Consider the following 25,953-nt stretch of genomic DNA (forward strand, 5'->3'; position numbering starts at 1 on the left):
TACTTTCATGAACCTAAAACAGCTCAAAAGGTTACACCTTAGATCAAAATATTTTTTTGGGGTTCAGTATAGAATTAGGATCAAAAACTTTTTTAATACCCCTCATCAATTCAAGATTAATCTCAGGCATAGCAAGAGGCATATAAGGTCTCTTGGCAATTCCAATTCCATGTTCTCCAGAAAGGGTACCTCCTAATTCAACTACTTTTATGAATATTTCTTTGATACCTTCATTCACCTCATTATTCCAATATTCATCAGAAAGCTGCTCTTTCATAATATTGATGTGGAGATTTCCATCACCGGCATGTCCATAACAAACAGAATTAAAACCATATTTTTTACCTATTTCCTTAATGGCTACTATTAGAGCAGGTAAGTTACCTCTTGGCACCACTACATCTTCTGCTTTGGTTAAAGAATAGGCGTTTACAGCCGGACTTACATTCCTCCTGAGTTTCCACAACTCATCTTTTCTTGATTGGTTATCTGCAAAGAGTACTTCTCCAGTATCAAAATCTTCAAGGACTTCAAGTATAGTTTCGGCATCACGCATCAAAACCTCATCATCATTACCATCGAGCTCCATGAGTAAATGGGCCTGAATATTAACGGGTAAATCAACAACTACATTTTCACCCATCTCTTCCTTCAAATATTTCTGCGTGCGCTCAATAGCCTCGCGTTCAACAAACTCCATTCCTGAAGGAGCAACACCTGATTTGAAAATAGCGGCTATGGCCCGACAAGCCTCCTCGTTTGAAGTAAAAGGTGCCAATAAGGTGACATCTTTTTTTGGATATGGCCTTAGCTTGAAAACTATTTTAGTAATGATGCCAAGTGTACCTTCGCTCCCACACATGAGTTGGGTGAGATTATAACCCGTACTATTTTTCAAAACATTAGCGGCAGTCCATATAATTTCTCCTGTAGGGAGTACCACTTCCATGTTGAGTACATAATCTCTCGTAACACCATATTTTACGGCTTTAGGTCCACCGGAATTTTCTGCCAGGTTGCCTCCTAAGAAACATGTGCCTTTGCTTGATGGGTCAGGAGGATAAAAAAGACCCTTTTCTTTTACTGCATTCTGAAAAGTTTCAGTGATAACTCCAGGTTCTACTGTCGCTTGAAGATTCAATTCATCAATCTCTATAATTCTATTGAAGCGCTCCATACTAATGACTACTCCTTTCTCAGTAGGTAAGGCTCCACCACTTAAACCAGTTCCTCCACCTCTTGGCGTAACAGGAATCAAATGTTCATTACATTTTTTCATGACAGCACTTACCTCCTCAGGGGTAGCAGGTTTCACCACCAAATCAGGCATAAATGAATAATCCTCAGTTTCATCATGTGAATATTTGAATTTGTCCTCATCTAAAGTAAAGGCATTTTCCTTCCCTACTATGCCAATTAGTTCTTCAAAAATGCTTTGATTTGCAATGGTTTCCATAAATGTTACGTTAGACTTTATCAGATGCAAGAACACAAAAATAAAGAATTATATTCCGCTAGAGCAATTTTTTATATACTGTGTCTTACTATTCTTACAGCATGTGCCGGAGGAAAGAAAGCTAAAATTCGTCAAAGAAAAATAGATGCTGTAATAAGTACCGCTCGTTCGTATATAGGAACTCCTTACAAATGGGGAGGAACCAAAAGAACAGGAATGGATTGCTCAGGCTTATTATTTGTAAGTTTCCAATCAGCAGGCATAAACATACCCCGAGTATCAAAAGACCAAAGTAAGGAAGGAAAAAAAGTGAAATTCGATAAACTCGAAGAAGGTGATCTGGTATTTTTTGCCATGGGTAAGCGCAGAAGAAAGATCACACATGTAGGGCTTGTAACTGAAGTAAGGGGACCTGACAACGTACGTTTCATTCATGCTTCCTCCAGTTTGGGCGTGATAGAAGCCAACATTCACACCGATTATTATACAAAAAAGTTCAGGAAAGCGAGAAGGTATTTTTAAGATTAGATTTTTTTGATACTTTTGCCGACACGATTTGATTAAAGGGGCATTAGCTCAGCTGGCTAGAGCGCTACGCTGGCAGCGTAGAGGTCATCGGTTCGACTCCGATATGCTCCACAATAGCTACTCAGAAATGGGTAGCTATTTTTATTTGTAATCAAATTGAATTAAAGTGGATAATTCTGATTTAATAGTCGGAAATCACTTTAAATATAGGCTAACAATTAGTTCCTGTCTTAAATTATAACTATCTAACAATTGATTTATCACACATTTTAGTTGAAGACTTTATCATGAGTTTTAAACAAGCATGTAAGGTTTTATCTAAAAAATGTATTTTTTTTATGTGAATTTACCCGAAATAAGTATCTTTCATTTGTATTAACACTTAATTAGGGGTAGTAAAATTTAAGTCGATGGCTAAACTTAAGAATATTATAATGCAACTCTCTGACAATGACTACCTAGCGATATACGATTCGCTGGCGGAAGGCGGGGCAGAGAAATCTGCTTATCTTCTTAAATCAATGAGGGAGAGTTCATCAAGCGATAACGCAATAATGACAGAGCTTGATGTCAATACAAACGCTTACTACACATTAAGGTCCAGGTTAAATCAAAAAATTGAAGAGTATCTGCTTCAACAGATGGAAAATCCAAGAACAGATATTCTTAAAAAAGTAGCCAACATTAATGAAATTCTTTTTACAAAAAAGAAAGCTATAGCCATTGCTACTTTGAAAAAGTTAGAAAAAGAGCTTATCGATTATGACCTTTCTAACGAATTAACAATAGTATACAAAGCGCTTAAAAAGCTGCATCAAAACACTGATGAGTATTTTGAATATAGCCAGCTATATAACAGACATGTAGCTTACATGCTTGCTGTTGACAAAGCCGAAGATTTATTAAGCAGCTATTTCATAAAATTTGGTACTTATTCATTAACAGGAGATGATACTAACAGATTAGAACTTATCCTTTTAAACAAGGAAATGATCAACGTTTGTGCCTTGTATGAATCACACAGATTATATATTTATCAAAACTGTTTGAATATCTTCCACAGGCTTTTTGTTGAAGAAGATGAAGAGAACATTGAGCTTGAACCTATAGAAGACATTTTAGCGAAGGCCGATGAAATTTTCGAGATGTATAATCTTGATTCTATCTATTTTCATCTCAAGCTAGTTTATGAGTTTCTTAAGCTTGAATACTATAACCATTACAAGCTTTATCGCAAGTCGGAAGACTTTTTTGAACTGGTGAATGAATCTTGTTCTACCTTTTTATCAAATTTCAGCCTTTACACTTATCCATCTCAATTTCTTATCACCAAGATTAAGAGAAATCAGCGTTTAGCTGAGAAACAAAAGCTATCTGAAGAGAATAGCGTAATCTTCCAGGATTATGAGCCGGATAAAGATGATATTCCACAGTACATAAGCTACATCTGCTACAGGGCTTTGAGCTGCTATTATGACGGAAAATATGATGAGGCATCACGCTGGTTGAATAATTTACTTAATGAAGTGAGTCTTAAAAAGTATCAAAATGCTCAACTTGAAGTAAAAACGTTGTTGGCTCTTCAATATTGCCTACAGAAAGATTACGAGTTATTTAATCAGCTTATTAATAGTATTCAAAGGCAAATCAGAATTATCGGAAAGGATAATTGCATGAATATTCAGCTTTTGAATAAAATGATGAAGATCTCTTTAAGTGAATCAAAAAGAAACAAAGAAGAAAAGATTGCTGAACTAGGTCAGAAATTTAATAATCTCACTCCAGATCAGCACTTTAGCCCTACAATGCTCATTAAGGTGGATGAGCATCTAATTGCCAAAATGGTTCAGTAGAATTTAGAAGAGCTTTTTATATAGAAAGCTCTTTTAAACTTTCCTGAGATAATGGTTTGTTAAGGTATTTCTTAACAGACTCATATTTTTTAGACTTGCTTACGTCTTGAGGATTGATGGAAGAGGTAAGCATTACAATTTTACACTTTGTTCGTGTAGTATCTTTTAATTTATTGAACTCCTCAAGAAATTGAAAGCCATCCATTAACGGCATATCAATATCAAGAAAGATAATATCTGGTAGTACACTTTCCACTACTCCACTTTCAAGCTGTTCTATATTTTTTAAGAACTCTATAGCGCTTTTAGCTCCTGTATGCGTGTAAATGTATTTTGACAAGCCAGCTGCCTCCACCATTTTTTGATTGATAAGATTATCAATTTCATTGTCGTCAATTAACATTACAGATTGATATGCGCTCATATGATTATGGTTAGTAGTTTTTTTTATAAACTAAAGTTAAATAAATAGTATTATTTCCTATTTAGCAATTTAAATATAGAAAATGCACCTGAAAATTCAGGTGCATTTCGTAAAAAATTTAGATATCGAACTTAATACCTTGTGCTAATGGAAGCGAAGTTCCATAGTTTAAGGTATTAGTCTGTCTTCTCATGTAGGCTTTCCAGGCATCAGAACCAGACTCTCTGCCACCGCCAGTTTCTTTCTCACCACCAAAGGCGCCACCTATTTCTGCTCCGGAAGTACCAATGTTTACATTAGCGATACCGCAGTCAGAACCTTTTGCTGATAAGAAGTAATGAGCTTCTCTCATATTATTTGTCATAATAGCTGAAGATAAGCCTTGCTTAACACCATTTTGTAAAGCAATAGCGTTTTCAACACCTCCACTATATTTCATCACATAAAGGATTGGAGCAAAAGTTTCTTCCTGAACTATTTTAAAGCTGTTGTCAGCTTCAATAAGTGCAGGTTTCACATAGCAACCACTTTCATAGCCTTCACCAGAAAGAACGCCACCTTCAATTAAAACCTTTCCGCCTTCTTTTTTAGCCTCTTCAATAGCATTTTGGTAAGCTTCAACAGCTTTGCTATCTATTAATGGACCAACATGATTATTCTCATCTAATGGGTTACCAATTTTAATTTGTGAATAAGCATTCTTGATTTTACCCACTAAATCATCATAAATATCTTCATGAACAATTAGTCTTCTAGTAGAAGTACATCTTTGTGCAGCAGTACCAACTGAACCAAATACAGCTCCTATTAAAGTCATTTTAAGATCAGCATCTGGTGTTACAATCATAGCATTGTTACCACCAAGCTCAAGAATAGATTTACCTAATCTTGCCGCCACTGTCTGCCCAACAATTTTACCCATTCTGATAGAACCCGTGGCAGAAATTAACGGCACTCGCTGATCGTTGGTCATCCATTCACCAACAGTGTAGTCTCCATTGATCACACAAGAAATACCTTCCGGCATATCATTCTCCTTAAGCACTTCAGCAATAAGGTTCTGACAAGCTACACCTGTAAGAGGTGTTTTTTCTGATGGCTTCCATACACAAACATTACCAGCCGCCCAGGCAAGAGCTGTATTCCAACTCCAAACTGCAACAGGGAAGTTAAATGCTGATATAATTCCTGTAATACCTAATGGATGCCACTGCTCCTGCATGTGGTGATCAGGTCTTTCAGACTTAATTGTTAAACCATGAAGTTGGCGAGATAAACCTACAGCAAAATCACAGATATCGATCATCTCCTGAACTTCACCTAGTCCTTCTTGGAAAGACTTACCCATTTCATAAGAAACAAGCTTACCTAAAGGTTCTTTAAGTTCTCTAAGTCTTACCCCAAACTGTCTTACTACTTCTCCTCTTTTAGGAGCCGGCAGATCTCTCCAGAAGGCAAATGCCTCTTCAGCTTTGGCAATCGTTTGCTCGTATTGTTCTTTAGTAGTTATTGATACCTTAGCGATAAGTTCCCCATCTACCGGAGAAACACTTTCAATGAAGTTATCAGAAAGCATCCAATCGCCACCTGTAGAGGTACCGCCAATAGATTCCGTAATACCCAAAGTTTTAAGGGCTTCAGTAATTCCGTACTGTTGTTTAATACTCATAGATTAGTTCTTTTATTTTTATTCACTTTTCCAGTTTTTGGTGTCGTGAAAGAAATTTTCACAAAAATGAGTTTTTTTTAGCTGATTCAAAAGAAAAGGCAAGCTTTAACAGCTTGCCTTTTTTAATTCAAAATTTTAATATTCAAAGAATTAGCACTATTGCACCCCCATCCCGAAGTAAGCTTTTGTGCCGTCAGGATATACGCCTTCAATCAAAACTCCACCACGCTTGGTTTGCAATACTCTAATTAGTTCGGCAGCATTCGCAATATTCACTTTATCAATTGCTGTGATGATAAATCCTTCTTTAAGACCTATCTCTTGCCATTTTCCTTTTTGTACATCAACTACTTTGGCGCCACCATCAATATTTAGGGCTTCCATATCTTCTTCAGAAACATCTTGGAAAGTGGCTCCATCCAAAATTTTTGCTTCATCAGCCTTTACAATCTCCATACTGTTTTGAAGGTTTTTTAATGTGGCATTAACTGTTTGCTCTTTACCTTCTCTTATATAAGTAACAGAAATTTTATCACCAGGAGAGTTTCTGGCTACAAGCTCTTGCAGCTCTGCTACATTTTTGACCTCTGTACCTTCTATCTCAACAATAACATCTCCTTTTTGAATTCCAGCTTCCTCAGCCGCACTTCCGGGAGTCAAACCCGATACGTATACTCCATTATTTAAGTTTATGTCTTCCGGTAATCTAGGATCATTCACATCAACAATACTTACTCCTAGTATAGCCCTTTGAACAATACCATATTCTTTTAAATCATTTACTACTTTCTCAACCAAAGTTGAAGGGACCGCAAAAGAATAACCAGCATAACTGCCTGTAGGTGTTGCAATCGCTGTATTTACACCAATCAACTCACCTTTAAGATTAACCAATGCGCCACCGCTATTTCCTGGGTTAACAGCTGCGTCAGTTTGAATAAATGATTCCACACCATATCGATTTCTGCCACTTAATATATTGATACTTCTGGCTTTTGCACTAACAATACCAGCGGTTACAGTAGAGGTAAGATTAAAAGGATTACCTACAGCTAAAACCCATTCTCCTATCTGCGTATTATCAGAATTTCCGAATTCCACAAAGTTCAAATCATTTTCATCAATCTTAATTAAGGCTACATCACTGTTAGGATCGGTACCAATTACATCAGCAGAATATTCTCTGTTATCCCATAAAACCACCTCAATTTTTGAAGCATTTTCAACTACATGATTATTGGTAACAATGTAGCCATCCGGTGAAATAATTACACCTGAGCCTGAAGATTGTGCTTGTCTTTCCTTTGGATATGTAGAACCTCCATGATACTCTCTAAAAAATTCTTCAAATGGCGATCTACTTCTTTGCACGTTTTGTTTTACTTCAGCCTTTATATGAACAACTCCTTTAGTAACCTTTTCAGCTGCATAGATAAAATTGATGCCTTCAGGCACATTGTAGTCATCCGTATTTACATAACTGGAGAATTTCGCATTACTACCCTGTATTTCATCAAATGACTTATTACTATTCTGCGTAGGGTTAAAATAGATAAACCCACCAACAACCAACGATGCACTCAAGAGTGACGCTAGCAACACACCTAAAATAAATTGCTTTTTATTCATCATGCTTATTCTATTTTGTTAATAAATTATTTACGCATCAAAAACGTCTGGGTTGAAGAAATTATTTCTCAAATAAAAAAGGAAGGCCATTTAAACCTCCCTTTTTACATGAATTGCAATTACTTGATTTGAATGGTCTTCACCAATTCCTTTTTCTCATCTTTAGGAATTACAATTTTCAAAATACCATCTTGATAAGAAGCCTCAATTTTATCTTCTTTTATGTTTTCAGGAAGATAAAATGATTTGCTGAAGTTACCATAATAGGTCTCTACACTGTGGTAGTTCTTATCATCTGTTTTTTCAATTTGTTTTCTTTCTCCTGAAATTGTAAGCCTGTCGTTTTCAATATCAATCTTGAAATCCTGCTTTTTCATTCCCGGAACCGCCAATTCTATCTCGAATTCTTTCTTTGTTTCAGCAATATCTGCTTGAGGATTGAAAGAAGTAAGTTCCGACTGAACATTTCTTAATGAGTCATTAAAGAACTTGTCAATAAAGCTAGAAAATGTTCTGTCATCTGCTCCTGTAAATCTTGGGTTATATTTAATAAGTGTCATAATATTTATGTTTTTAAGGTTTAATTTTTCTATTTCTATATCACAGATAGTAAAAAGTATACCATTTGTGAAAAATTGATTTCAACACATAAAAAGATGACATATTGTCTTATTTTGGGGAATATTCTAAAAACAATCCGTCATTATGTCGTTTTTAGATGTTTTTTAATAGACATCTGAGGACATAGTGTTTTTAGTGAGATTTTTTTTGAAATATTTTCGTGAGGTATTTGCAAAATATTAAACCACCTGCTATGTTTGCATTCCCAAAAGGGAAATTCCTCTTTAGCTCAGTTGGTTAGAGCATCTGACTGTTAATCAGAGGGTCCTTGGTTCGAGCCCAAGAAGAGGAGCCAAAAAGCCATCAAGTCTACGATTTGATGGCTTTTTTTTATTTCCACAACATGCATTACGTCTACATCCTTTTCTCACAAAAGCTTAATAAATTCTATATAGGGTATACTGCCGACTTGAATCAAAGAATAGAATACCATCAAATGGCTCTAAAAGGTAAATTCACGGCAGCTGCAAATGACTGGGAAGTTTACATAACAATTGAATGCTCATCAAAAAAGCACGCGCTTGCTATTGAAAGATATATCAAACATATGAAAAGCAAAAAATACATTCAAAACTTAAAACAATTCCCTGAAATGAAGGAAAAACTCCTTCTCAGATATTAATCCTTGGTTTGTACCGATAGCTATCGGTACAAGAAGAGGAGCCAAAAAAGCCATCAAGTCTACTATTTGATGGCTTTTTTTTATTTCTACAAAATGGACCGGGTCAACATTCATTCCTCACAAAAGCTTAATAAATTCTATTCATGACATACTGCTGATTAGAATCAAAGCAAGCAACATCATCCAGCTGGATATTTGCTTATTAAAACATGAAATAAAGCGGCTCATTAAAACAAAAAGGGAGTACATTAAAATGCACTCCCTTTTTCTGTCATCAACATCGTAAATGAAATTATGCTGGCGTCTTTACCAGACTCTCATTTTCAATCAACTCAAAATAATCATCGAATAACTTTTTACTTATTAATTTGCTCTCAGCACCTGAACCCCACTTAGCATTTACCTCATAGAGCCCATTGAATGATCTTCCTTCATAGTACTCTCCTTTTGAAAAGCCTTTCAGCCCTTCAATGGAGTTCGGAGTTTCCCTACACACAAAAACAATCTTATACCTGTCCATAAAATGTTAGTTATTTCACAAAGCTAACGTAAGAGACAAGCAACACGCACAAATGGTTGTGAAAAATCAAAAGAAAATCGATGGCAAGCTCTCCAAAGCCGATGAAAGCAGAATTATCGACAGATCAAATTACTTAGTGTACCCAATACACTTTTTAACACATTCATCTGAAAAGAAATAGCTATCTGTTACACAAAATTCAGAGAATAATTACCTTTGCGCCATGCGATTTAATGAGCTACTTCTAAAGTTTCTTATATGGCGGGTTAAGCACATTAGCACCAAAAATTTCACTATTATAATAAGTGGTATAATTGGTATAGTGGCAGGTTTAGCAGCCGTAACTCTAAAGGAGTCCGTACATATCATTCAGAAGTATCTTACTCACAATTTCAAGGAGAACATAGAAAACTACCTCTATCTTAGTTATCCGCTTATTGGTATTTTACTAACCGTACTTCTTAGCAAGTATATTTTAAAGGAGAAACTCGGACATGGCATTACCGATATCCTTTACAGTATTTCTAAAAAGTCAAGTATTGTAAAACGTACAAAAACTTTTTCACGGATGCTCACTAGTGCGCTTACCGTTGGCTTTGGAGGCTCAGTTGGACTGGAGGCACCAATTGTTGTTACAGGATCAGCTATTGGGTCGAACATTGGCAGACTCGTACACCTCAACTATAAGAAAAGGACTTTACTCATTGGCTGCGGATCGGCAGGAGCTATTTCTGCAATATTTAACTCTCCAATTGCAGGTGTAATTTTCAGCATAGAAGTTATTCTTTCGGAAATAACCATTAATTCCTTTATTCCGCTATTGATAGCCTCAGTGTGTGGAGCTTTAGTATCTCTTACTTTACTGGGCGATGATGTACTGTTTAGTTTTACACTTACTGATACTTTCCATGCCAGCGAAACACCATTCTATATCTTTTTAGGAATTTTCACCGGTTTAGTTTCACTTTATTTCACCAGGGTAACCAATCACGTGGAATCTATTCTACACAATGTAAAAGGAGATATTAGCAAAGCACTAATTGGTGGCATTGGGCTCGGATTTCTGATATTTATTTTACCACCATTATATGGTGAGGGCTACGACACCATTAAACTATTGCTAAATGGACAACACCAGCAGATTTTTAATAACAGTATGTTTTTCGGTGAAATTGATTCTATTGTCTTTTTCATTCTATTTACTGCTGCTGTTATTTTAGTTAAACCTACGGCTACTGCTCTAACTATTGGCTCTGGTGGAAGCGGGGGAATCTTCGCACCTTCGTTATTCATCGGAGGTATAACAGGCTTCTTATTTGCCTACCTGATAAATCTAATGGGCTTAACAGACCCGATCAGCACCAGCAACTTCACATTGGTAGGAATGAGTGGCGTTTTGAGTGGAGTTCTACACGCCCCATTGACCGCCATATTCTTAATTGCAGAAATAACTAGTGGGTATACTTTATTCGTACCATTAATGATAGTATCTGCCATATCATATAGCACCATCTCTTACTTTGAGAAGTATTCGATTTACACCAAACCCCTTATAGAGAAAGGCGATCTAATTTATCATGACAAGGACAGGCAAGTATTAAGCCTTATAGACCTCAATAAAATAGTTGAAACAGACTTACTCACCATAAACCCAAAAGCCAATTTAGGTGAGCTGGTTAATCTGGTTAGGCATTCAAAGAGAAATATATTCCCCGTTGTAGACGACAATAAAGAGCTACTGGGCATCATTACATTGGATGACATAAGAGAAATAATGTTCGATACTGAATCACGGAAAAGTATCATTATTGAAACATTAATGCACAAACCGCCCACTTTTGTAAGCAGCAAAGAAAGCATGCAAGCTGTTATGATAAAATTTGAAAAAACAGGAGCGTGGAACTTACCTGTTATTGATGAAGGCAGGTACGTAGGCTTCGTGAGCAAATCAAGAATTTTTAATGCCTACCGCAAGAAACTTATAAGACAGCAAATCGAATAAGAATAAACAGAAACTACTGTTTATCACCACTTTAAAAATACGAAGTGATCAAAATCAATTTGGTTTGTCCACAATTACCAACTTAAACACTAAGTACTTAAATTACTGATTTACAAGAACTTATAGCATTAAGTTAAAATTATGTGGATAACTTTCTCTATTTGTGGATAAAAAAGAGGTTTATTTTTTGAATCTTATTTTTGTCAAATAATGCCTTTAAGAATTTCAAAATTATAACTGTCCTTTAGAGAAAATAGAATGTTATACATTATTCGTATTTCATTAAACAAAAATGCTATTTTGTTGAATAGTTAACACAACATTACCTCAATATTATCACGAATTGCAGGATTCACCACTTATTTACCCAAGTATATTAAATTAAATAGGAGCTAGCTTTTCAGGAAATCAAATACCTTTAATGCATTACAGTAAATCAGACTCTATAGGAATAGTACAATTTGAAACTTACCTAGTTCTTAATTAAATCAATTGCAGCTTCAATCATAGTATCTCTTCCGTTCTGAAGATCGGCAGAATCGAGATCTAGTTTGACATCTGGAGCAACACCAAACTCTATATTATTGCCCCGAGCATCAATAGTGCGCGTAGATGAGAAACGAACGCGCCATCCATTTGGCAGCTCATTGTTGATGGGAAGTCCACCTCCACCTCCGGTTTGGTCACCCATAAGCGTTACATTAGGAATGAAACTCATCATGCTTGCAAAGAAGTTAGCGGATGAATAACTACTCCTATTTGTAAGTACTACGATAGGCTTGTTAAACTTATACTCTTCGTCCCCATCAAACTCTATGAATTTCTCTTCAGCCTTAGTAAAATCATCATGAGCAGGACCATTTTTATAAAACCAATCAGCCACTTTTGTTTTGTCGCCAGCGAATCTATTGGCTATGGTAAAAGCATTGGAGATACTTCCACCTCCATTATTTCTAATATCAATAATTAAACCTGCGACTGGCCCTTCTAAGCTATTGATTTGTTCTTCCTCAAATTTTAAAATGATGTAATCAAGTAAAGATGTAGACACAGAGTTACCAAAACTTTCATAGTATATATATCCTACAGAATCAATAATAGTATTGTGCAGCGGACCGGAAATCTGATAATCTTCACTTGGAAGCAAGTAGTTTCGTTCTATTATATCCCAATTAAAATTTGGCGGATAATCCAGGTACCACTCCCAATTTCGAGACAAATCTATACCTGCCGAGAGATTAACATGACCATCTTCCAGCACAAATAATAGATCGGCTAAGGCATTGAATAATTCAATAGAGTTTCTTGCTCTTACAGCATCACCTCGATATAAAGATTTAGCCCTATCCCAATCTATATCTTTATCATCAAAGAAGGAATATTTTTGATCTACCGTTTCCCATAGGTGATCAAAAACCTCTGCATTATTTGGTTCAGGGTTTTCCTTAATAAAAGCACGTTCACAAGCACTTAATAAAATTACCAAAAAAGGGATGATATAGAATTTATTACACTTCATAATTTAAACAAGGTGCTTATGATGATAGCGTGTTCGCCCGTTTTAATAGGGTTAACATCTTTCAAGGAATCGTATGACCAATAATAATCGAGCTTTAGGCCATTTCCGTTTTTAAAGTAGTAATTAAGATAAGTTTGTGTCCTTATATTGAAATACTTTCCCCAGCTATATACTTTACCATTGGTTAAATAGTCATACCAGGCAGGATCTTCATTATTAACAAGTGCTGGGAATTTTGTTGAGGCGAAAAGGGGTCTATTTGCATAAGTAATAAGAGGTAAATGTGTAAACAAACCTAATTCAAAACTTTTTGACCATAATTCAAAAGGTCTTCTGAGCATGGCAGATGGTGCCAAAGAGAAGCGAGTTTCTATATGTTGGCTATTATTAGTAAAAGAAGTATGATCTCTCAACACCCACTTAAAGTGAGTACTGAAGCCTGTATAAAACCGCCATTTACCTTCGTCATTCCCCAAGCTTTTAAAGTAATGCTGATAACTACCTTCGGCTTTATAAGAATAAATGGTAGCACCACTTGTTTCAGAATCAAGTAAGTTAAAATCGAATCTTCCGTATGATTGAGAGTAACCTTTTTCCCTATCTTCAATATGTCCGAACTGTGCAGCACCACCAACTCCGCTGTATAAAAGAGGTGAAATACCCTGATCAATTACATTAACATAAGAACCACCAACTCCTGTTGTAAAGAATATTCTTTTCTGAAAATCATCGTCCTGCGCACTCACATTTTGTGTAGCAAAGACTGTCAGGAACAACAATGAGTAAATTTTGGTCATACTATTCAAAGTCAACAAGTATTTGGTTCTTTAAAAGATCATCCATTTCCTCTCTCTTTCTGATGAGGTAATCCTTTCCATTTTGAACCAATACTTCAGCAGGTCTAAAACGTGAATTATAGTTTGATGCCATTGAGAAACCATAAGCACCTGCATTTTTAATAGCGATGATGTCATTTTCCCTGACTTCAGATAGCTTGCGATCCGTACCAAAGGTGTCTGTTTCACAAATATAGCCAACCACCGTATAGACCCTTTCTGTAGAAGAAGGATTTGATATGTTTTCTATTGAGTGGTAAGCATCATACATCATAGGACGCAATAAATGATTCATGCCTGTATCAATACCTACGAAAACCGTTGCAGGTGTAGTTTTGATCACATTTACTGAAGCAAGGAAATAACCAGATTCACTCACAAGGAATTTTCCCGGTTCAAACCACAACTCCAAATCCTTACCACGTTGTATGCAAAAATCTTTAAATCTTTTACTTAGCTCCTTCCCTAGGCTTTCTATATCTGTGGTTACATCACCAGCTCTGTAAGCCACCTTGAAACCACTTCCGAAATCAATAAACTCTAAATCAGGAAAATCTTCGGCTGCTTCAAAAATTATTTCAGTACCACGAAGAAAAACTTCTGAATCAAGAATATCAGAACCTGTATGAATGTGCAGTCCTACAACATTTATATTATAGGTGTCGATAACTCTCAATAAATGGCGCATCTGCAAAATGGAAATACCGAATTTTGAGTCGATATGACCTGTTGAAATTTTAGAATTTCCGCCAGCCATGATATGAGGATTTAACCTTACACAGCAAGGGACACTATCTTTATATTTATGACCAAACTGCTCGAGTATTGATATATTGTCAATATTGATCATCAAACCCAAATCAACAGCTTCTATTATCTCATTAATTGAAACACAATTGGGAGTATACAATATATCTTTAGGCTCATATCCTGCCTTTATACCCAGATGAGCCTCCTGAATAGAAACTACATCAAGGCCAGCACCTTGCTGTTTCATCCATTTTAAAACAGAGATATTGCTTAATGCTTTGGCTGCATATTTTATTTTTAAGTTTACGCCATGAAAAGCGTCATTTAACCTATTGTACTGCTCAGCCATTTTATCTGCATCATATACATATAATGGCGTTCCGTACTGTTTAGCAAGAGATACTAATTGCTTATTTTCCAATGGTATTATTTAAATTGATATTCTATTAAAAATGAGCTATTTATTGAATGCTTATTTTCTCATAAAAATGCTCTAAATCTTCGGGTTTGCCAAACACAAATATGGTATCCCCCATTAAAGGTGTGGTTTCCGGTCCTATTTGTGTATTAACGTTATTATCTCGCTTGATACCAATCACCGTAACGCCAAATTTTTGCCTCACATTAGTAATACCTACAGGCCTTTTAGTTATATCATCATGATCTTTCTCTATAAGATATGAGGCCGTAGTCAAATTAGGGAATTCCTGAGTTAATCTCTGTAATGGGCTTCTTTTCATAACCCCTCTGAACATTTCATAATTATCAGCTCGGAGCTGTCGAATAAAGCTTTTGATTACTTTTTGTGGTACAAAATATTGATTAAGTACCCTGGTAAATATTTCTACTGAAGTTTCAAATTCTTCAGGTATCACCTCATCGGCACCTAAACGAAGATTCTGCTCTACTTCAGTAATAAAACGAGTTCTTACAATTACATGTACTGTGCTACTAAACTGGCGAACATTTGATACAATACTTTGTGTGGCATCCTTATCGGAAATAGCCACCATTACTACTTTAGCTTTTTGGACATGAAGCGTTTTTAATATTTCACCTTGCACAGCATCACCATACATAATAGGCTCTCCTTGTTTTTTGTAATTCTTTACCGTGTCTGTATTTAATTCACATATTACATAAGGTATGCCTGCATGCTTAGCGGCCTTTGCAACATTTTGTCCATTTAAGCCAAAGCCAATTATTATGATATGATTTTCTAATTGATGTTCAGCTTTATCAACATCCATATTTTTATCCGAGAAAGAAAAGAATACTTTCTGGGTCTGATTACTAAATTTGGTGGCCAATTTATTATTGGAGAGTCTATCAGACACATCCTCAGATAACTTGATGAAAAATGGGGTAAGTCCCATGGAAAAGAGAGAAACAGATAAAAAATACTGGTTGATAGACTCTGATAGCAGTCCATAGGTAATACCCACAGTTGCTAAAATAAAGGCAAACTCCCCTACCTGGAATAAAGAAAAGCCAATTCTCACTGCTGATCGGATAGGGTATCCTAATACAAATCCTGCAAAAGTGGAAATACCTCCCTTTATAAGAATGGTTATCGCAGTCAATCCCGCTATCAATAGCAAATGATCAGCCACGAAAAAGATATCTAGCAACATACCTATTGACACAAAGAAAAAGGCTGTAAAAAGCTCGTGGAATGGCAGAATATTACTTGCTGCTTGATGACTATACTCTGATTCGGAAATAATTAAGCCTGCCAAGAAGGCTCCTAAAGCTAAAGACAAACCTAACTCAGCGCTTAACCAAGCTACTGAAAAACAAATGAGTACAGTAACAATAATGAAAAGCTCTTTACTTTTTGTTTTCGCAATCTGATAAAATAAGCGAGGCACTAAATACCTTGCACTTATTAATACGAAAACTATTAATAGGCCAGCCTTCAAAAACATCATCAAAATCTCGAACCAAATATTGGTAGATTGGCCCGCTAATAGTGGTGTGAAGAGCATCATCGGCACTACAATAATATCTTGAAAAATAAGAATGGCGAGAATTGTTTTACCATGGGGAGTACTCATTTCGCCCTTATCCTGCAATATCTTAAGCACAATAGCTGTACTGCTTAAGCTAAAGATAAAGCCTAAAAATATAGCTTGATTCCAGGGGAGACCTATTCCCATTCCTAGTAAAGCCATCACTAATATGGTTACAAAAACCTGGAAGCTACCCCCAATAAAAACTGACTTCTTAATAGCTGCCAGACTTTTAATAGAAAATTCAATGCCTATGATAAAAAGTAATAGTATGACGCCAATTTCAGCAAACACCTGAACTCCCTCTGTTGAGCCAATCAATTGAAAAGCATAAGGCCCGGCTATAACTCCAGTTATTAAAAAACCAATAATGGAAGGCACCCCCAGTTTTCTAAAAATTAATATTACTGCTATGGATAATCCGAGGATTACCACTATATCAGTAAGTATGGGTATTTGCATGCTGGCGGCTAGGATCATAGGCTTTACAATTGAAATCAAATTTAGTTAAAATATATATGCCACTATTGTTTTATGAAAAATTGAATCTCTTTTATAAATGCTACTAAGATTGCTTACTTTCTTCAATCGACTTACTTTTGATAAAATTTTACATTCATGAGTGACAGGTATAACCAGCGAGGTGTTTCCGCCTCTAAAGAAGATGTGCATAATGCAATTAAAAACCTTGATAAAGGGCTTTTTCCTAAGGCCTTTTGTAAAATCGTGCCTGATATGCTCGCAGGTGATGATGATTACTGCACCATCATGCATGCCGATGGGGCTGGCACCAAGTCTTCTTTAGCCTATCTGTATTGGAAAGAAACTGGGGATATATCTGTTTGGCAGGGCATTGCACAAGATGCTATTATCATGAATATTGATGATTTGCTTTGTGTAGGATGTACAGATAATATCCTTCTATCATCCACAATAGGTAGAAACAAAAATTTGATACCTGGTGAAGTGATATCAGCCATTATTAATGGAACGGAAGAAGTGCTTGCAATGCTTCGTGAGAACGGAATTAACATTTTAAGCACGGGTGGTGAAACAGCTGATGTTGGCGATTTGGTAAGAACTATTATAGTTGATAGTACCGTTACTGCACGGATGAAAAGAAAGGATGTTATCTCTAATGATAATATTAAAGCGGGAAATGTAATTGTTGGTTTAGCAAGCTACGGGCAAGCAACCTATGAAAATGAATATAACGGTGGCATGGGTAGCAATGGACTTACCTCTGCCAGACATGATGTTTTCAATAATTACTTAGCAAAGAAATATCCTGAAAGTTTTGATCAAAGCGTGCCAAACGAATTGGTATATATGGGATCAAAGAAATTAACCGATACGGTTAAAGGAACACCTTTAGATGCCGGTAAATTGGTACTATCTCCAACAAGAACTTATGCTCCAGTTATTAAAAAAGTATTAGAGCAACTTCCTGGTAAAATTGATGGGATGGTTCATTGCAGTGGTGGAGCTCAAACCAAAGTCTTGCATTTTATTGAAGGTCTACACGTAATTAAGGATAACTTATTTGACACCCCTCCTTTATTTGAGATGATTCAGCAAGAATCAGGCACCGACTGGCAGGAGATGTACAAAGTCTTTAATATGGGGCATCGTATGGAAATCTACCTAGACGAGAAAGATGCGCAGCAAGTAATTGAAATTTCTAAAGCATTTAATATCGATGCGCAGATAGTAGGAAGAGTTGAAGAGGCAAATAAGAAGAAAGTGACCATTAAAGGCGAGTATGGCACTTTCGAATATGAAGGTTAAGGCTTACTTATTACTCACTTTGTAAAATAAATTTACTTAGGCTCATTTCTATTAGATATTTAATTCTGATTCTCCCCAACACATGAACAAGCATGCTTGGACAGTACTTTTTGTCATATACGCATTTTTTAAGGCCTACTCTGCTCCTCAAGAGGACTACCCTATAAGTCCACAGCAAGAGAAAATCAATCTATATATTAGGGAGGCCAATCAACATATCGACTTTATAAACTGGTTGACTGAAAGAGTGTACAAAGTTGAAGAAGCACTTTTAAGCCCAGCAGAAGAAAGAGCTACTGAACACCTTATCCGCTTAGCTGATTATATCAACTCAGGAAGCAAAAGACCTGACCTAGCTAACACTGGTCAACTTTCAAATTTAGGAGAAAGCTTAAAGGATATTACTATAATAAATACTCAGCTAATTAGCAGCATCAATAGTTTGAGAGCAAGTGCCTTTGAACTCAGCAGTATTATTCTGGATAAAACCTTTGAAAATAAGTTCACCAAAACGCATCAAGTCATTCAAGCATACAAACAAGAACTAAAACTTACACATCAAGCTAGAACTGAATTACTTTCACAACTACATCCAAATACCCTACTAAAGGATAGTTCAAATAATCCATGGGTACATTTAGGGGAATCTATTCTCCCAATTATTGACCAAGCTGAAGGGGTGATCCACCATTCAAATCGGTCTTCTAATTTTAGAATGGAGACAAAACTGGTAGAGCTAGAAAAGCTAAATAATGAACTTAAGATTTTTACTGCTCAAAAAGAGCAGAATCTTGAGGGCTTATTAAGGTTAAGTGAAAATAGAGGTAACAATCCAGACAATGCTTATAAATGGATAAAGAGGACGGCAACTTCGTTTTTAACCAAGAATAAAGACACAAGCTATATTGATATCCGAAACGATCAAAGCCTCAATGACATCATAGACATTTACAATAAGGTAGTGGACATGGCATTGTTAAAAAGCTTCAATGCAAACACACACCCTCGGTACTTCGAAAATAAGACTGATAATTTGAGGCCAGTCTTCCTTCCCTATTACTTAAAAGGCATAAGTTACCACCCAAAAACAAAGAATGATTTCCAAGCAGTAGCGCCAACAACCGCTAGCAATTCATTAGATGGCTATGCTTTCAATAATTTGATATTTGTACTAGACATTTCAGCCTCTATGGCCCAACAAAATAAATTGGAGCATGTAAAAACAGCCCTCAAACAACTAATTGGTATCATGCGGCCTGAGGATGAAATCACTGTCATTACTTATGCAGGAGAAGCAAAGAAAGTAGTTAAACCCAGCTCAGCAACGAAAGAGAAATACATCAGCAAGAAAATAGATAAGTTGAAGCCAGGAGGCTCCACCAACCTACTTGAAGGTATGAAGCTCGCTTTTAAAGAAGCACTTTCAAATTATAAAACGGAAGGAAATAACCGTGTTATATTGGTCACAGATGGAGCGGTAAGAGCCACTAGCCACCTTGTAGAATTAGTCAATAGTCACTCTAAAGAGCAGGTTCATTTATCCTTACTTAGCTTTCAAAACGAAAATGACCAGAGTTTAAAGACTCTATCCAATAATTCTAATGCTTATCTAAGTGTTATTAACCAAGAAAATATGCTCTCCACATTAATTATTGAAGCCCAAAGGGGAGGAAAAGCAAACAATTAACATGTACCTGAATTAAATGTAGCCTTTGAGGTATTTATAAGCTCAGCTTCCTACTTTAATAGAAGTGCAACAAATTTTGACAATAAAAAAGAGAGTTATTCAACTCCCTTTCTCTCTGTTTTATCCTAATGATCTATTAGCCTTTAGGATTTAATAATTGATCTATCCTATCTGATAAGTACTGAAGGTGGAACCTAGAGCTTGTATTACTTTGACGTCCTATTCCTCTATTGATCTCTACTTTTAATAAGGTCAAATTCCCTTTCGCAATAGAGGGTATATCTGTACTTCGCAGGTCATCATTGTCCGTATTTAATAAATTACCCAATTCTTCTACAAAGTTCTTTTGAAGGTTTCTTCTATAAGTATCTATCTCCTTACCTGACCGTAATTCTGAAAAAACACTTCTTCTCAGATCAGTCATCATTTCAACAGCTGTGTATGCATTTGCACCATTTAGTGCCTCATTCTCCAAAATCCGTTTTACACGTTTACCATCAAGTAAGCGTGAAAAAGTTCTTGTCTGCAAGGCCTTAATTCGGTCTACTATACCTTCCTCTTCTATTCTTGAAAGAATAGCAGGATCGATTAGCCATTCTGGTGTTGCAAAAAGCTGCTTGTTTAAGAAGGCAATAGCTCTTGCCTGTTTCTCTTCATCAACATGCGTATAAACAGCTCCATCTTCATCTGAGGTTTTGTAGTACTCATAAACACCACCCACATTTGAAGTTACGTGACCCATATAGCGATTATATTGACCTACAACATTATTATAAAGTTCCTGCAGATCATCATAATTTTCGCCCGGCTCGGTTCCCCACTCCATAAGTTTTAGGGCTATTCGCTTAAGGTTAGCAATACCTAATTCTGAAGCTTCCATAGAATCGTCTCCTATATCTTCAGTCTGCGCTGTAGGGTCAATAGGATCTCTTCTTTGTCTGCCATAGCGGTATACAGGGTTACCTGCTTTCTCTAAAATCCACTCGTTCAATATCGGCTCTTCCTCTTCTGGTAAATCAATATTAGGAATAGGTTTATAGCCGTATTTAATAGCCCAGTCGTCATACTCTCCTATTTTTGGGAAGAAGTTTTTGATACCATCTTCTGGCTGTGCTATATAATTAAACCTCGCATAATCCATTATAGATGGAGCTACACCATGAGTGGAAGTAAACTCAGGAGAGCGCAGTGAATCAATTGGGTAAGCAACACTCGAACCCATGTTATGAGGTAAACCTAAAGTATGCCCTACTTCATGAGCTGCCACAAAGCGTATCAATTCTCCCATCAGCTCATCTTTAAACTTAATATTCTGAGCTTCAGGATTTACAGCAGCCGTTTGAACAAAGTACCAATTTCTTAAAAGATTCATCACGTTGTGATACCATAAAATATCACTCTCGAGTATCTCACCCGTTCTAGGATCGTGCACATGTGGTCCCTGAGCATTTTGAATATCGGTAGCTATGTATCTGATTACTGAATAACGTACATCCTCTGGACTCCAATCTGGATCTTCTTCTTTTGTAGGAGCATCTTTGGCAATAATTGCATTTTTTAATCCTGCTTTCTCAAAAGCTTTTTGCCAATCTTCTACTCCTTGTTTGATATATTTTCTCCACTGATTAGGTGTAGCTGGGTCTATATAATAAACAATTGGCTTTACCGGCTCAACAGCTTCTCCCTTATTATAGGCGTCCCAATCTGATGGCTCTAATCTCCATTTAGTAATAAATCTATCAGATTCAGCTTTCTGAGCATCGCTAGAGTAATTGATCTGGCGGATAGAGAAATATCCCACACGTTCATCAAAATTTCTAGGAACCATAGGCTTCTCAGGTAGTAAAATCATTGACTGATTCATTTCAATTGACAAGGCTCCAGTCAATTGATTATCTGGAAGTTCAGAACCTTTATAGGTTAAGATATGCCTTATTTCAACATTTTCTGGAAATGCTTTCCCATGTACAATGACTGATCTGCTTTTATCAACTGTACTTATCTTAAATGCTTTTCTTTGTGAATCGTAAAGAGCCCCAATCAAAGGCACATCTGTTGTGAAGAAATCATCAACATTAATAACATAAGAACTGGAATCTTTTCCTAAAGCCTCGATTTTAAAACTCTCGATTATTGGTTCGAAGTTATTATTCTTAACCGATAAGTAAATAGGATCATTCTCATCCGCAACGGAATTATATGATACAGACCTAAGTAAGAGTTGATGGTCTTTTTTCTGAAACCTAATGACTTGTTGAGGTCTGGATTTCATACCAGCTCCTCCAAAATTTAACCCCTTCACGTGGCCTGAGATTCTTGAAACAATTAAAATTTCCTTTTCTAATAAATCGTCAGATATTTCAAAATAATGTTTAGCTCCTACTTTGTGAAAAGTAAATAAGCCTTCATCAGACTCAGCTTCTTTAGTAATTACTTCACTATACTTTTTAAAGGGTGAATTTGACTTTTGCTCTGATTTAACAGATTCTTTCTTCTTCTTTTTTTTGTTAAATAGTTGAGCATTGCCTTCAATGCTAAATGTAATGAGAGCCATAAAGGCTAAAATCCATTTGGTATTTTTCGGTATCATAATTAATTATTTAGGTTAAACGGCTTCAAATTAATCTAGGTAATGGAATATATGTATATACACCTTTTGATCTAAATTAAGACTTGAAACTTTAATAACTTAAGAATGTTGAGACATTTACATAAACGGAAGAGTACCACAACTCTAATAAGTTGTTTTACAATCGTTTTTTGCTTGAAGCATAAGAAAAAAACTTTGTTATAAATCTTTTTAGGGTTAGATTTGCACCCTGAAAGAAAAGAGCATTCATTTTTATTATAATTAATTAAATATGGCAAATATTGGTAAGATTACCCAAGTAATTGGCCCGGTAGTAGATGTGAGTTTTGAAGCAGAAGGCGCAAAACTTCCAAATATTTTAGATGCATTCAAAGTAAAAAAATCTGACGGCACAGTAATCGTACTGGAATGTCAACAGCATTTAGGTGAAGATAGAGTAAGAACTATCGCCATGGACGGTACTGAAGGTTTAACCAGAGGTATGGCAGTGGAAGACACCGGTGCACCAATATCAATGCCAACTGGTGAAGATATAAAAGGTAGACTTTTCAACGTAATTGGTGAAGCCATCGATGGTATTGACCAACCTGAAGGAAAAACATCTTTACCAATTCACAGAGATGCTCCAAGATTTGAAGATTTATCAACTTCTTCTGAAGTACTTTATACTGGTATTAAAGTAATCGACCTTATTGAGCCTTATTCAAAAGGTGGTAAAATTGGATTGTTCGGTGGTGCCGGTGTAGGTAAAACCGTATTAATTCAGGAGTTAATTAACAATATTGCCAAAGGCCACGGTGGTCTTTCTGTATTTGCAGGTGTGGGTGAAAGAACTCGTGAAGGAAATGACTTACTTCGTGAGATGCTTGAGTCAGGCATTGTAAAATATGGTGACGAATTTATGAAGTCAATGGAAGAAGGTGGATGGGATCTTTCTAAGGTTGATAAAGAAGCCTTGAAGGAATCCAAAGCTACTTTCGTGTTCGGTCAGATGAACGAACCTCCAGGTGCTCGTGCTAGAGTTGCTCTTTCAGGACTTACACTTGCTGAGTATTACAGAGATGGTGATAAAGACAGCAACGAAACTGGTAAAGATATTCTATTCTTTATTGATAACATTTTCCGTTTTACGCAAGCAGGTTCTGAGGTATCAGCCCTATTAGGTCGTATGCCTTCAGCGGTAGGTTACCAGCCAACACTAGCAACAGAAATGGGTGCTATGCAGGAGCGTATTACTTCAACTAAGAACGGATCAATTACTTCAGTGCAGGCAGTTTACGTACCTGCGGATGATTTAACTGACCCTGCTCCGGCAACTACTTTCGCGCACTTAGATGCAACAACCGTATTGTCTCGTAAAATTGCTGAGTTAGGTATCTATCCAGCAGTGGATCCATTAGAATCTTCTTCTAGAATCTTGGAAAGAAGCATCGTTGGAGGTGATCACTATGATACAGCACAAAGAGTAAAAGAGATTTTACAGCGTTACAAAGAATTGCAAGATATCATTGCTATCTTAGGTATGGATGAATTATCTGAAGAAGATAGACAGACTGTATACCGTGCAAGAAAAGTACAAAGATTCTTATCTCAGCCTTTCCACGTAGCAGAGCAGTTTACTGGATTGAAAGGTGTGCTTGTTGATATTAAAGATACCATTAAAGGTTTTAACATGATTATGGATGGTGAGTTAGATCACCTGCCAGAATCAGCTTTCAACTTGAAAGGTACTATAGAAGAAGTTATCGAAGCTGGAGAGAAATTACTAGCTGAAGCTTAATTAAGATAAATAAGCGTTATGTACTTAGAAATAATAACACCTGAAAAAGAAGTATTTAAAGGTTCGGTTCATTCAGCAACCTTTCCAGGAAGTGATGGTGCTTTTCAGGTTTTAACAGATCACGCTCCTTTAATCAGTTCACTGGCTAAAGGTGAGTTAAGCTATGTGCAGGACAAATCAGAAGCCAGCATGATGGTAGAAGGTGGTGTGGTTGAGGTTTTGAATAATACAATCACAGTTCTAGCAGAGAAAGTTATTCAAGAATAAGTTTAGTTAAATATTTAAGTAGAAGCCGATTTGGGAAACCAGATCGGCTTTTTTATTTTCTAAATCTCCTAAAAGTCTTCTTAACAAAGGCCCAGAAGAATTTCCCCTGCCCAAAGATAAAACCATAAAAAAGTAGTATCGCAAAATAGACAGGAAGAATAAGGACGTAGTAGATAGTGGTGAAGGCCCAAGTTCTATCTTCCTTTGGAGCAATAACAGAAAGGATTGGTTCCTTTAAAAACATGACTGTAAAACCTGTACATGCAAAAACCAGAAGCACCACTAATACCTGCCAACCATTTTTAAGATTCCATCGCTTCTGTAACTTTTTAAACATTTGCCGAAATTAATTAATTTGGCAATAATTAGAAACTAAGAAGCTAATTGGAAAATGAAATTAAAAATAATTAAAGAAGCCATTGGAGTTTTATTAATGGCTTTTATGTGTCTTACAGTTCTTACCTCAGGAACCTTCACCGAGTTTGAAGTAAATCAGTCGAAATCAATGCTCTTCATTCTAATATTTTTCTCGGCCTTGAGCATTCAAAGATTGATTAAGGCAATCATCAGTTATTACAAAGCCAAAACTTCATAATTTATGAAAAGGGAAATCATTAAAGCTGCCATTAGTGAGACAGTATTAATAATGGGATTCATGACGTTGTATTTTTCAGACTATTATGAACAGTTCTCAAAATCTACCAAAACCACACTTATCATAGTGTTTATTCCCGCGATTATGTTTGTCTATGGTAGATTTATGGTGGTGGTACTAAAAAACAGAATGAAAAAATAAAGGACTTCCAGTTAACAGTCCTTTATAATTAGTTATTTACTTGATCTCTTCTCAGAAATCTAATTCTTTATTCTTCTTTTTGGTAATAAGGCCAACTATAGCGGCAATAATAGCATACCAGATGATTCCCCATAAATACCCCATAGCAATACCTGAAAGTGTATAGGAGTTTCTGGCTTGTTCAGCAGCTCTATCCATAGCCGCTGTATCTCCAGATGCGCCAATGGCCTCCATCATTCCCATAGTCATTTCAATAGTTGCATCCACTAATACCTGAGATGCCTCTGGATCAATCACATTAAATAATAAGTATCTGAAGATTGCCCCTATAAAGCCTCCTACTAAAAGCACTACAAATGCATGCATAAATGCTTTTCCATAGGACATAAAACCTCCTAATTGCTTTCTATAATCAAATCCTGAGTATACGATGATAGCTGCACCAACTGCTAAAGATAAGAACCCGACCCATGGCTTTACAAATAAGGTAACATCTATAACATAGATCAATAAGCTGATAATCACAGATGCCACTCCCATTATTACACCCCATTTAATAGGATGCGCTGAGTTATTTTGTACTTCTTGATTTTCCATAGTAATA

At 36.2% G+C, this 25,953-nt stretch carries 22 protein-coding genes and 2 tRNA genes; 11 read left to right on the forward strand and 13 right to left on the reverse strand.

All coding sequences use genetic code 11. The annotated features are described in order from the left end of the window. Positions 1-43: 43 nt before the first annotated feature. Positions 44-1,456, reverse strand: coding sequence for an FAD-binding oxidoreductase (locus JKP34_RS00175; RefSeq protein WP_201916474.1), 1,413 nt, complete (start codon positions 1,454-1,456; stop codon positions 44-46). Positions 1,457-1,480: 24 nt separating this feature from the next. Between JKP34_RS00175 and JKP34_RS00180 the strand changes: the two genes are divergently transcribed. The 3 genes from JKP34_RS00180 (at position 1,481) to JKP34_RS00190 (ending at position 3,837) form a co-directional block, all read left to right on the forward strand. After that, entirely contained in the window at positions 1,481-1,978 is a 498-nt protein-coding gene (locus tag JKP34_RS00180; RefSeq protein WP_201916476.1) for a C40 family peptidase, read from the forward strand. A gap of 43 nt (positions 1,979-2,021) precedes the next feature. Then, positions 2,022-2,095, forward strand: a tRNA-Ala gene (locus JKP34_RS00185). Positions 2,096-2,394: 299 nt separating this feature from the next. Further along, on the forward strand, positions 2,395-3,837 hold the full coding sequence (locus JKP34_RS00190) for a hypothetical protein (RefSeq protein ID WP_201916478.1): 1,443 nt from the start codon (positions 2,395-2,397) through the stop codon (positions 3,835-3,837). Positions 3,838-3,853: 16 nt separating this feature from the next. On the opposite strand, the gene JKP34_RS00195 is transcribed toward JKP34_RS00190, so the two are convergent. The 4 genes from JKP34_RS00195 to JKP34_RS00210 all read right to left on the reverse strand — a co-directional run bounded on the left by JKP34_RS00195 (position 3,854) and on the right by JKP34_RS00210 (position 8,119). Continuing rightward, entirely contained in the window at positions 3,854-4,261 is a 408-nt protein-coding gene (locus tag JKP34_RS00195; protein ID WP_201916480.1) for a response regulator, read from the reverse strand. A gap of 118 nt (positions 4,262-4,379) precedes the next feature. Beyond that, complete coding sequence (amaB, locus tag JKP34_RS00200; protein ID WP_201916482.1) at positions 4,380-5,930, reverse strand: L-piperidine-6-carboxylate dehydrogenase; 1,551 nt, start codon at positions 5,928-5,930, stop codon at positions 4,380-4,382. A 156-nt stretch (positions 5,931-6,086) separates the two neighbouring features. Beyond that, positions 6,087-7,562, reverse strand: a complete 1,476-nt coding sequence (locus tag JKP34_RS00205; RefSeq protein ID WP_317193638.1) for a Do family serine endopeptidase — start codon at positions 7,560-7,562, stop codon at positions 6,087-6,089. A gap of 116 nt (positions 7,563-7,678) precedes the next feature. Further along, a complete protein-coding gene (locus tag JKP34_RS00210) occupies positions 7,679-8,119 on the reverse strand; it encodes an Hsp20/alpha crystallin family protein (protein ID WP_201916484.1) in 441 nt (146 codons plus the stop codon). Positions 8,120-8,398: 279 nt separating this feature from the next. Between JKP34_RS00210 and JKP34_RS00215 the strand changes: the two genes are divergently transcribed. Both JKP34_RS00215 and JKP34_RS00220 read left to right on the forward strand, forming a co-directional pair. Then, positions 8,399-8,475, forward strand: a tRNA-Asn gene (locus JKP34_RS00215). Next, complete coding sequence (locus JKP34_RS00220) at positions 8,449-8,802, forward strand: GIY-YIG nuclease family protein (protein ID WP_236664853.1); 354 nt, start codon at positions 8,449-8,451, stop codon at positions 8,800-8,802. The genes JKP34_RS00215 and JKP34_RS00220 overlap by 27 nt, the downstream gene beginning before the upstream one ends. A 292-nt stretch (positions 8,803-9,094) precedes the next feature. Here the strand turns inward: JKP34_RS00220 and JKP34_RS00225 are convergent, their stop codons facing one another. After that, positions 9,095-9,322 carry a hypothetical protein gene (locus JKP34_RS00225; RefSeq protein WP_201916488.1) on the reverse strand — a complete coding sequence of 76 codons (228 nt, stop codon included), beginning with the start codon at positions 9,320-9,322 and terminating at the stop codon, positions 9,095-9,097. 223 nt (positions 9,323-9,545) lie between these two features. Here JKP34_RS00225 and JKP34_RS00230 point away from each other — a divergent pair, with 223 nt between their 5' ends. Then, positions 9,546-11,324, forward strand: coding sequence for a chloride channel protein (locus tag JKP34_RS00230; protein WP_201916490.1), 1,779 nt, complete (start codon positions 9,546-9,548; stop codon positions 11,322-11,324). Positions 11,325-11,796: 472 nt separating this feature from the next. On the opposite strand, the gene JKP34_RS00235 is transcribed toward JKP34_RS00230, so the two are convergent. From JKP34_RS00235 to JKP34_RS00250, 4 genes are read right to left on the reverse strand one after another with little or no spacing between them, the layout of a single operon-like run. Then, positions 11,797-12,843 (reverse strand): S41 family peptidase, encoded by a 1,047-nt coding sequence (locus JKP34_RS00235; protein WP_201916492.1) that lies wholly within the window; start codon positions 12,841-12,843, stop codon positions 11,797-11,799. Further along, positions 12,840-13,640, reverse strand: coding sequence for a hypothetical protein (locus JKP34_RS00240; protein WP_201916494.1), 801 nt, complete (start codon positions 13,638-13,640; stop codon positions 12,840-12,842). The genes JKP34_RS00235 and JKP34_RS00240 overlap by 4 nt, the downstream gene beginning before the upstream one ends. Before the next feature lies 1 nt (position 13,641). Further along, positions 13,642-14,850, reverse strand: coding sequence for a diaminopimelate decarboxylase (gene lysA, locus JKP34_RS00245; RefSeq protein ID WP_201916496.1), 1,209 nt, complete (start codon positions 14,848-14,850; stop codon positions 13,642-13,644). Between the two features lie 40 nt (positions 14,851-14,890). After that, positions 14,891-16,921, reverse strand: coding sequence for a cation:proton antiporter domain-containing protein (locus JKP34_RS00250; RefSeq protein WP_236664854.1), 2,031 nt, complete (start codon positions 16,919-16,921; stop codon positions 14,891-14,893). Positions 16,922-17,059: 138 nt separating this feature from the next. On the opposite strand from JKP34_RS00250, the gene JKP34_RS00255 reads away from it, so the two are divergent. Both JKP34_RS00255 and JKP34_RS00260 read left to right on the forward strand, forming a co-directional pair. Then, complete coding sequence (locus tag JKP34_RS00255; RefSeq protein ID WP_201916498.1) at positions 17,060-18,229, forward strand: AIR synthase-related protein; 1,170 nt, start codon at positions 17,060-17,062, stop codon at positions 18,227-18,229. A gap of 82 nt (positions 18,230-18,311) precedes the next feature. Continuing rightward, on the forward strand, positions 18,312-19,916 hold the full coding sequence (locus tag JKP34_RS00260; RefSeq protein WP_201916500.1) for a vWA domain-containing protein: 1,605 nt from the start codon (positions 18,312-18,314) through the stop codon (positions 19,914-19,916). A 136-nt stretch (positions 19,917-20,052) separates the two neighbouring features. Here the strand turns inward: JKP34_RS00260 and JKP34_RS00265 are convergent, their stop codons facing one another. Then, complete coding sequence (locus tag JKP34_RS00265; protein ID WP_201916502.1) at positions 20,053-22,506, reverse strand: zinc-dependent metalloprotease; 2,454 nt, start codon at positions 22,504-22,506, stop codon at positions 20,053-20,055. 271 nt (positions 22,507-22,777) lie between these two features. Here JKP34_RS00265 and atpD point away from each other — a divergent pair, with 271 nt between their 5' ends. Both atpD and atpC read left to right on the forward strand, forming a co-directional pair. Then, the gene (atpD, locus tag JKP34_RS00270; protein WP_201916504.1) at positions 22,778-24,286 is read left to right on the forward strand and encodes a F0F1 ATP synthase subunit beta; all 1,509 of its coding nucleotides are present in this window, start codon (positions 22,778-22,780) and stop codon (positions 24,284-24,286) included. A gap of 18 nt (positions 24,287-24,304) precedes the next feature. Continuing rightward, complete coding sequence (gene atpC, locus JKP34_RS00275; RefSeq protein ID WP_201916506.1) at positions 24,305-24,553, forward strand: ATP synthase F1 subunit epsilon; 249 nt, start codon at positions 24,305-24,307, stop codon at positions 24,551-24,553. 52 nt (positions 24,554-24,605) lie between these two features. On the opposite strand, the gene JKP34_RS00280 is transcribed toward atpC, so the two are convergent. Beyond that, positions 24,606-24,890 (reverse strand): DUF6787 family protein, encoded by a 285-nt coding sequence (locus JKP34_RS00280; protein ID WP_201916508.1) that lies wholly within the window; start codon positions 24,888-24,890, stop codon positions 24,606-24,608. Between the two features lie 54 nt (positions 24,891-24,944). On the opposite strand from JKP34_RS00280, the gene JKP34_RS00285 reads away from it, so the two are divergent. Then, the gene (locus tag JKP34_RS00285; protein ID WP_201916510.1) at positions 24,945-25,148 is read left to right on the forward strand and encodes a hypothetical protein; all 204 of its coding nucleotides are present in this window, start codon (positions 24,945-24,947) and stop codon (positions 25,146-25,148) included. A 252-nt stretch (positions 25,149-25,400) separates the two neighbouring features. Here JKP34_RS00285 and JKP34_RS00290 read toward each other — a convergent pair whose 3' ends face one another. Then, positions 25,401-25,946, reverse strand: a complete 546-nt coding sequence (locus JKP34_RS00290) for a DUF4199 domain-containing protein (protein ID WP_201916512.1) — start codon at positions 25,944-25,946, stop codon at positions 25,401-25,403. Between the last annotated feature and the right edge of the window lie 7 nt (positions 25,947-25,953).

It is taken from the genome of Marivirga atlantica (genome assembly GCF_016734805.1).
Classification (GTDB): Bacteria; Bacteroidota; Bacteroidia; order Cytophagales; family Cyclobacteriaceae; genus Marivirga; species Marivirga atlantica.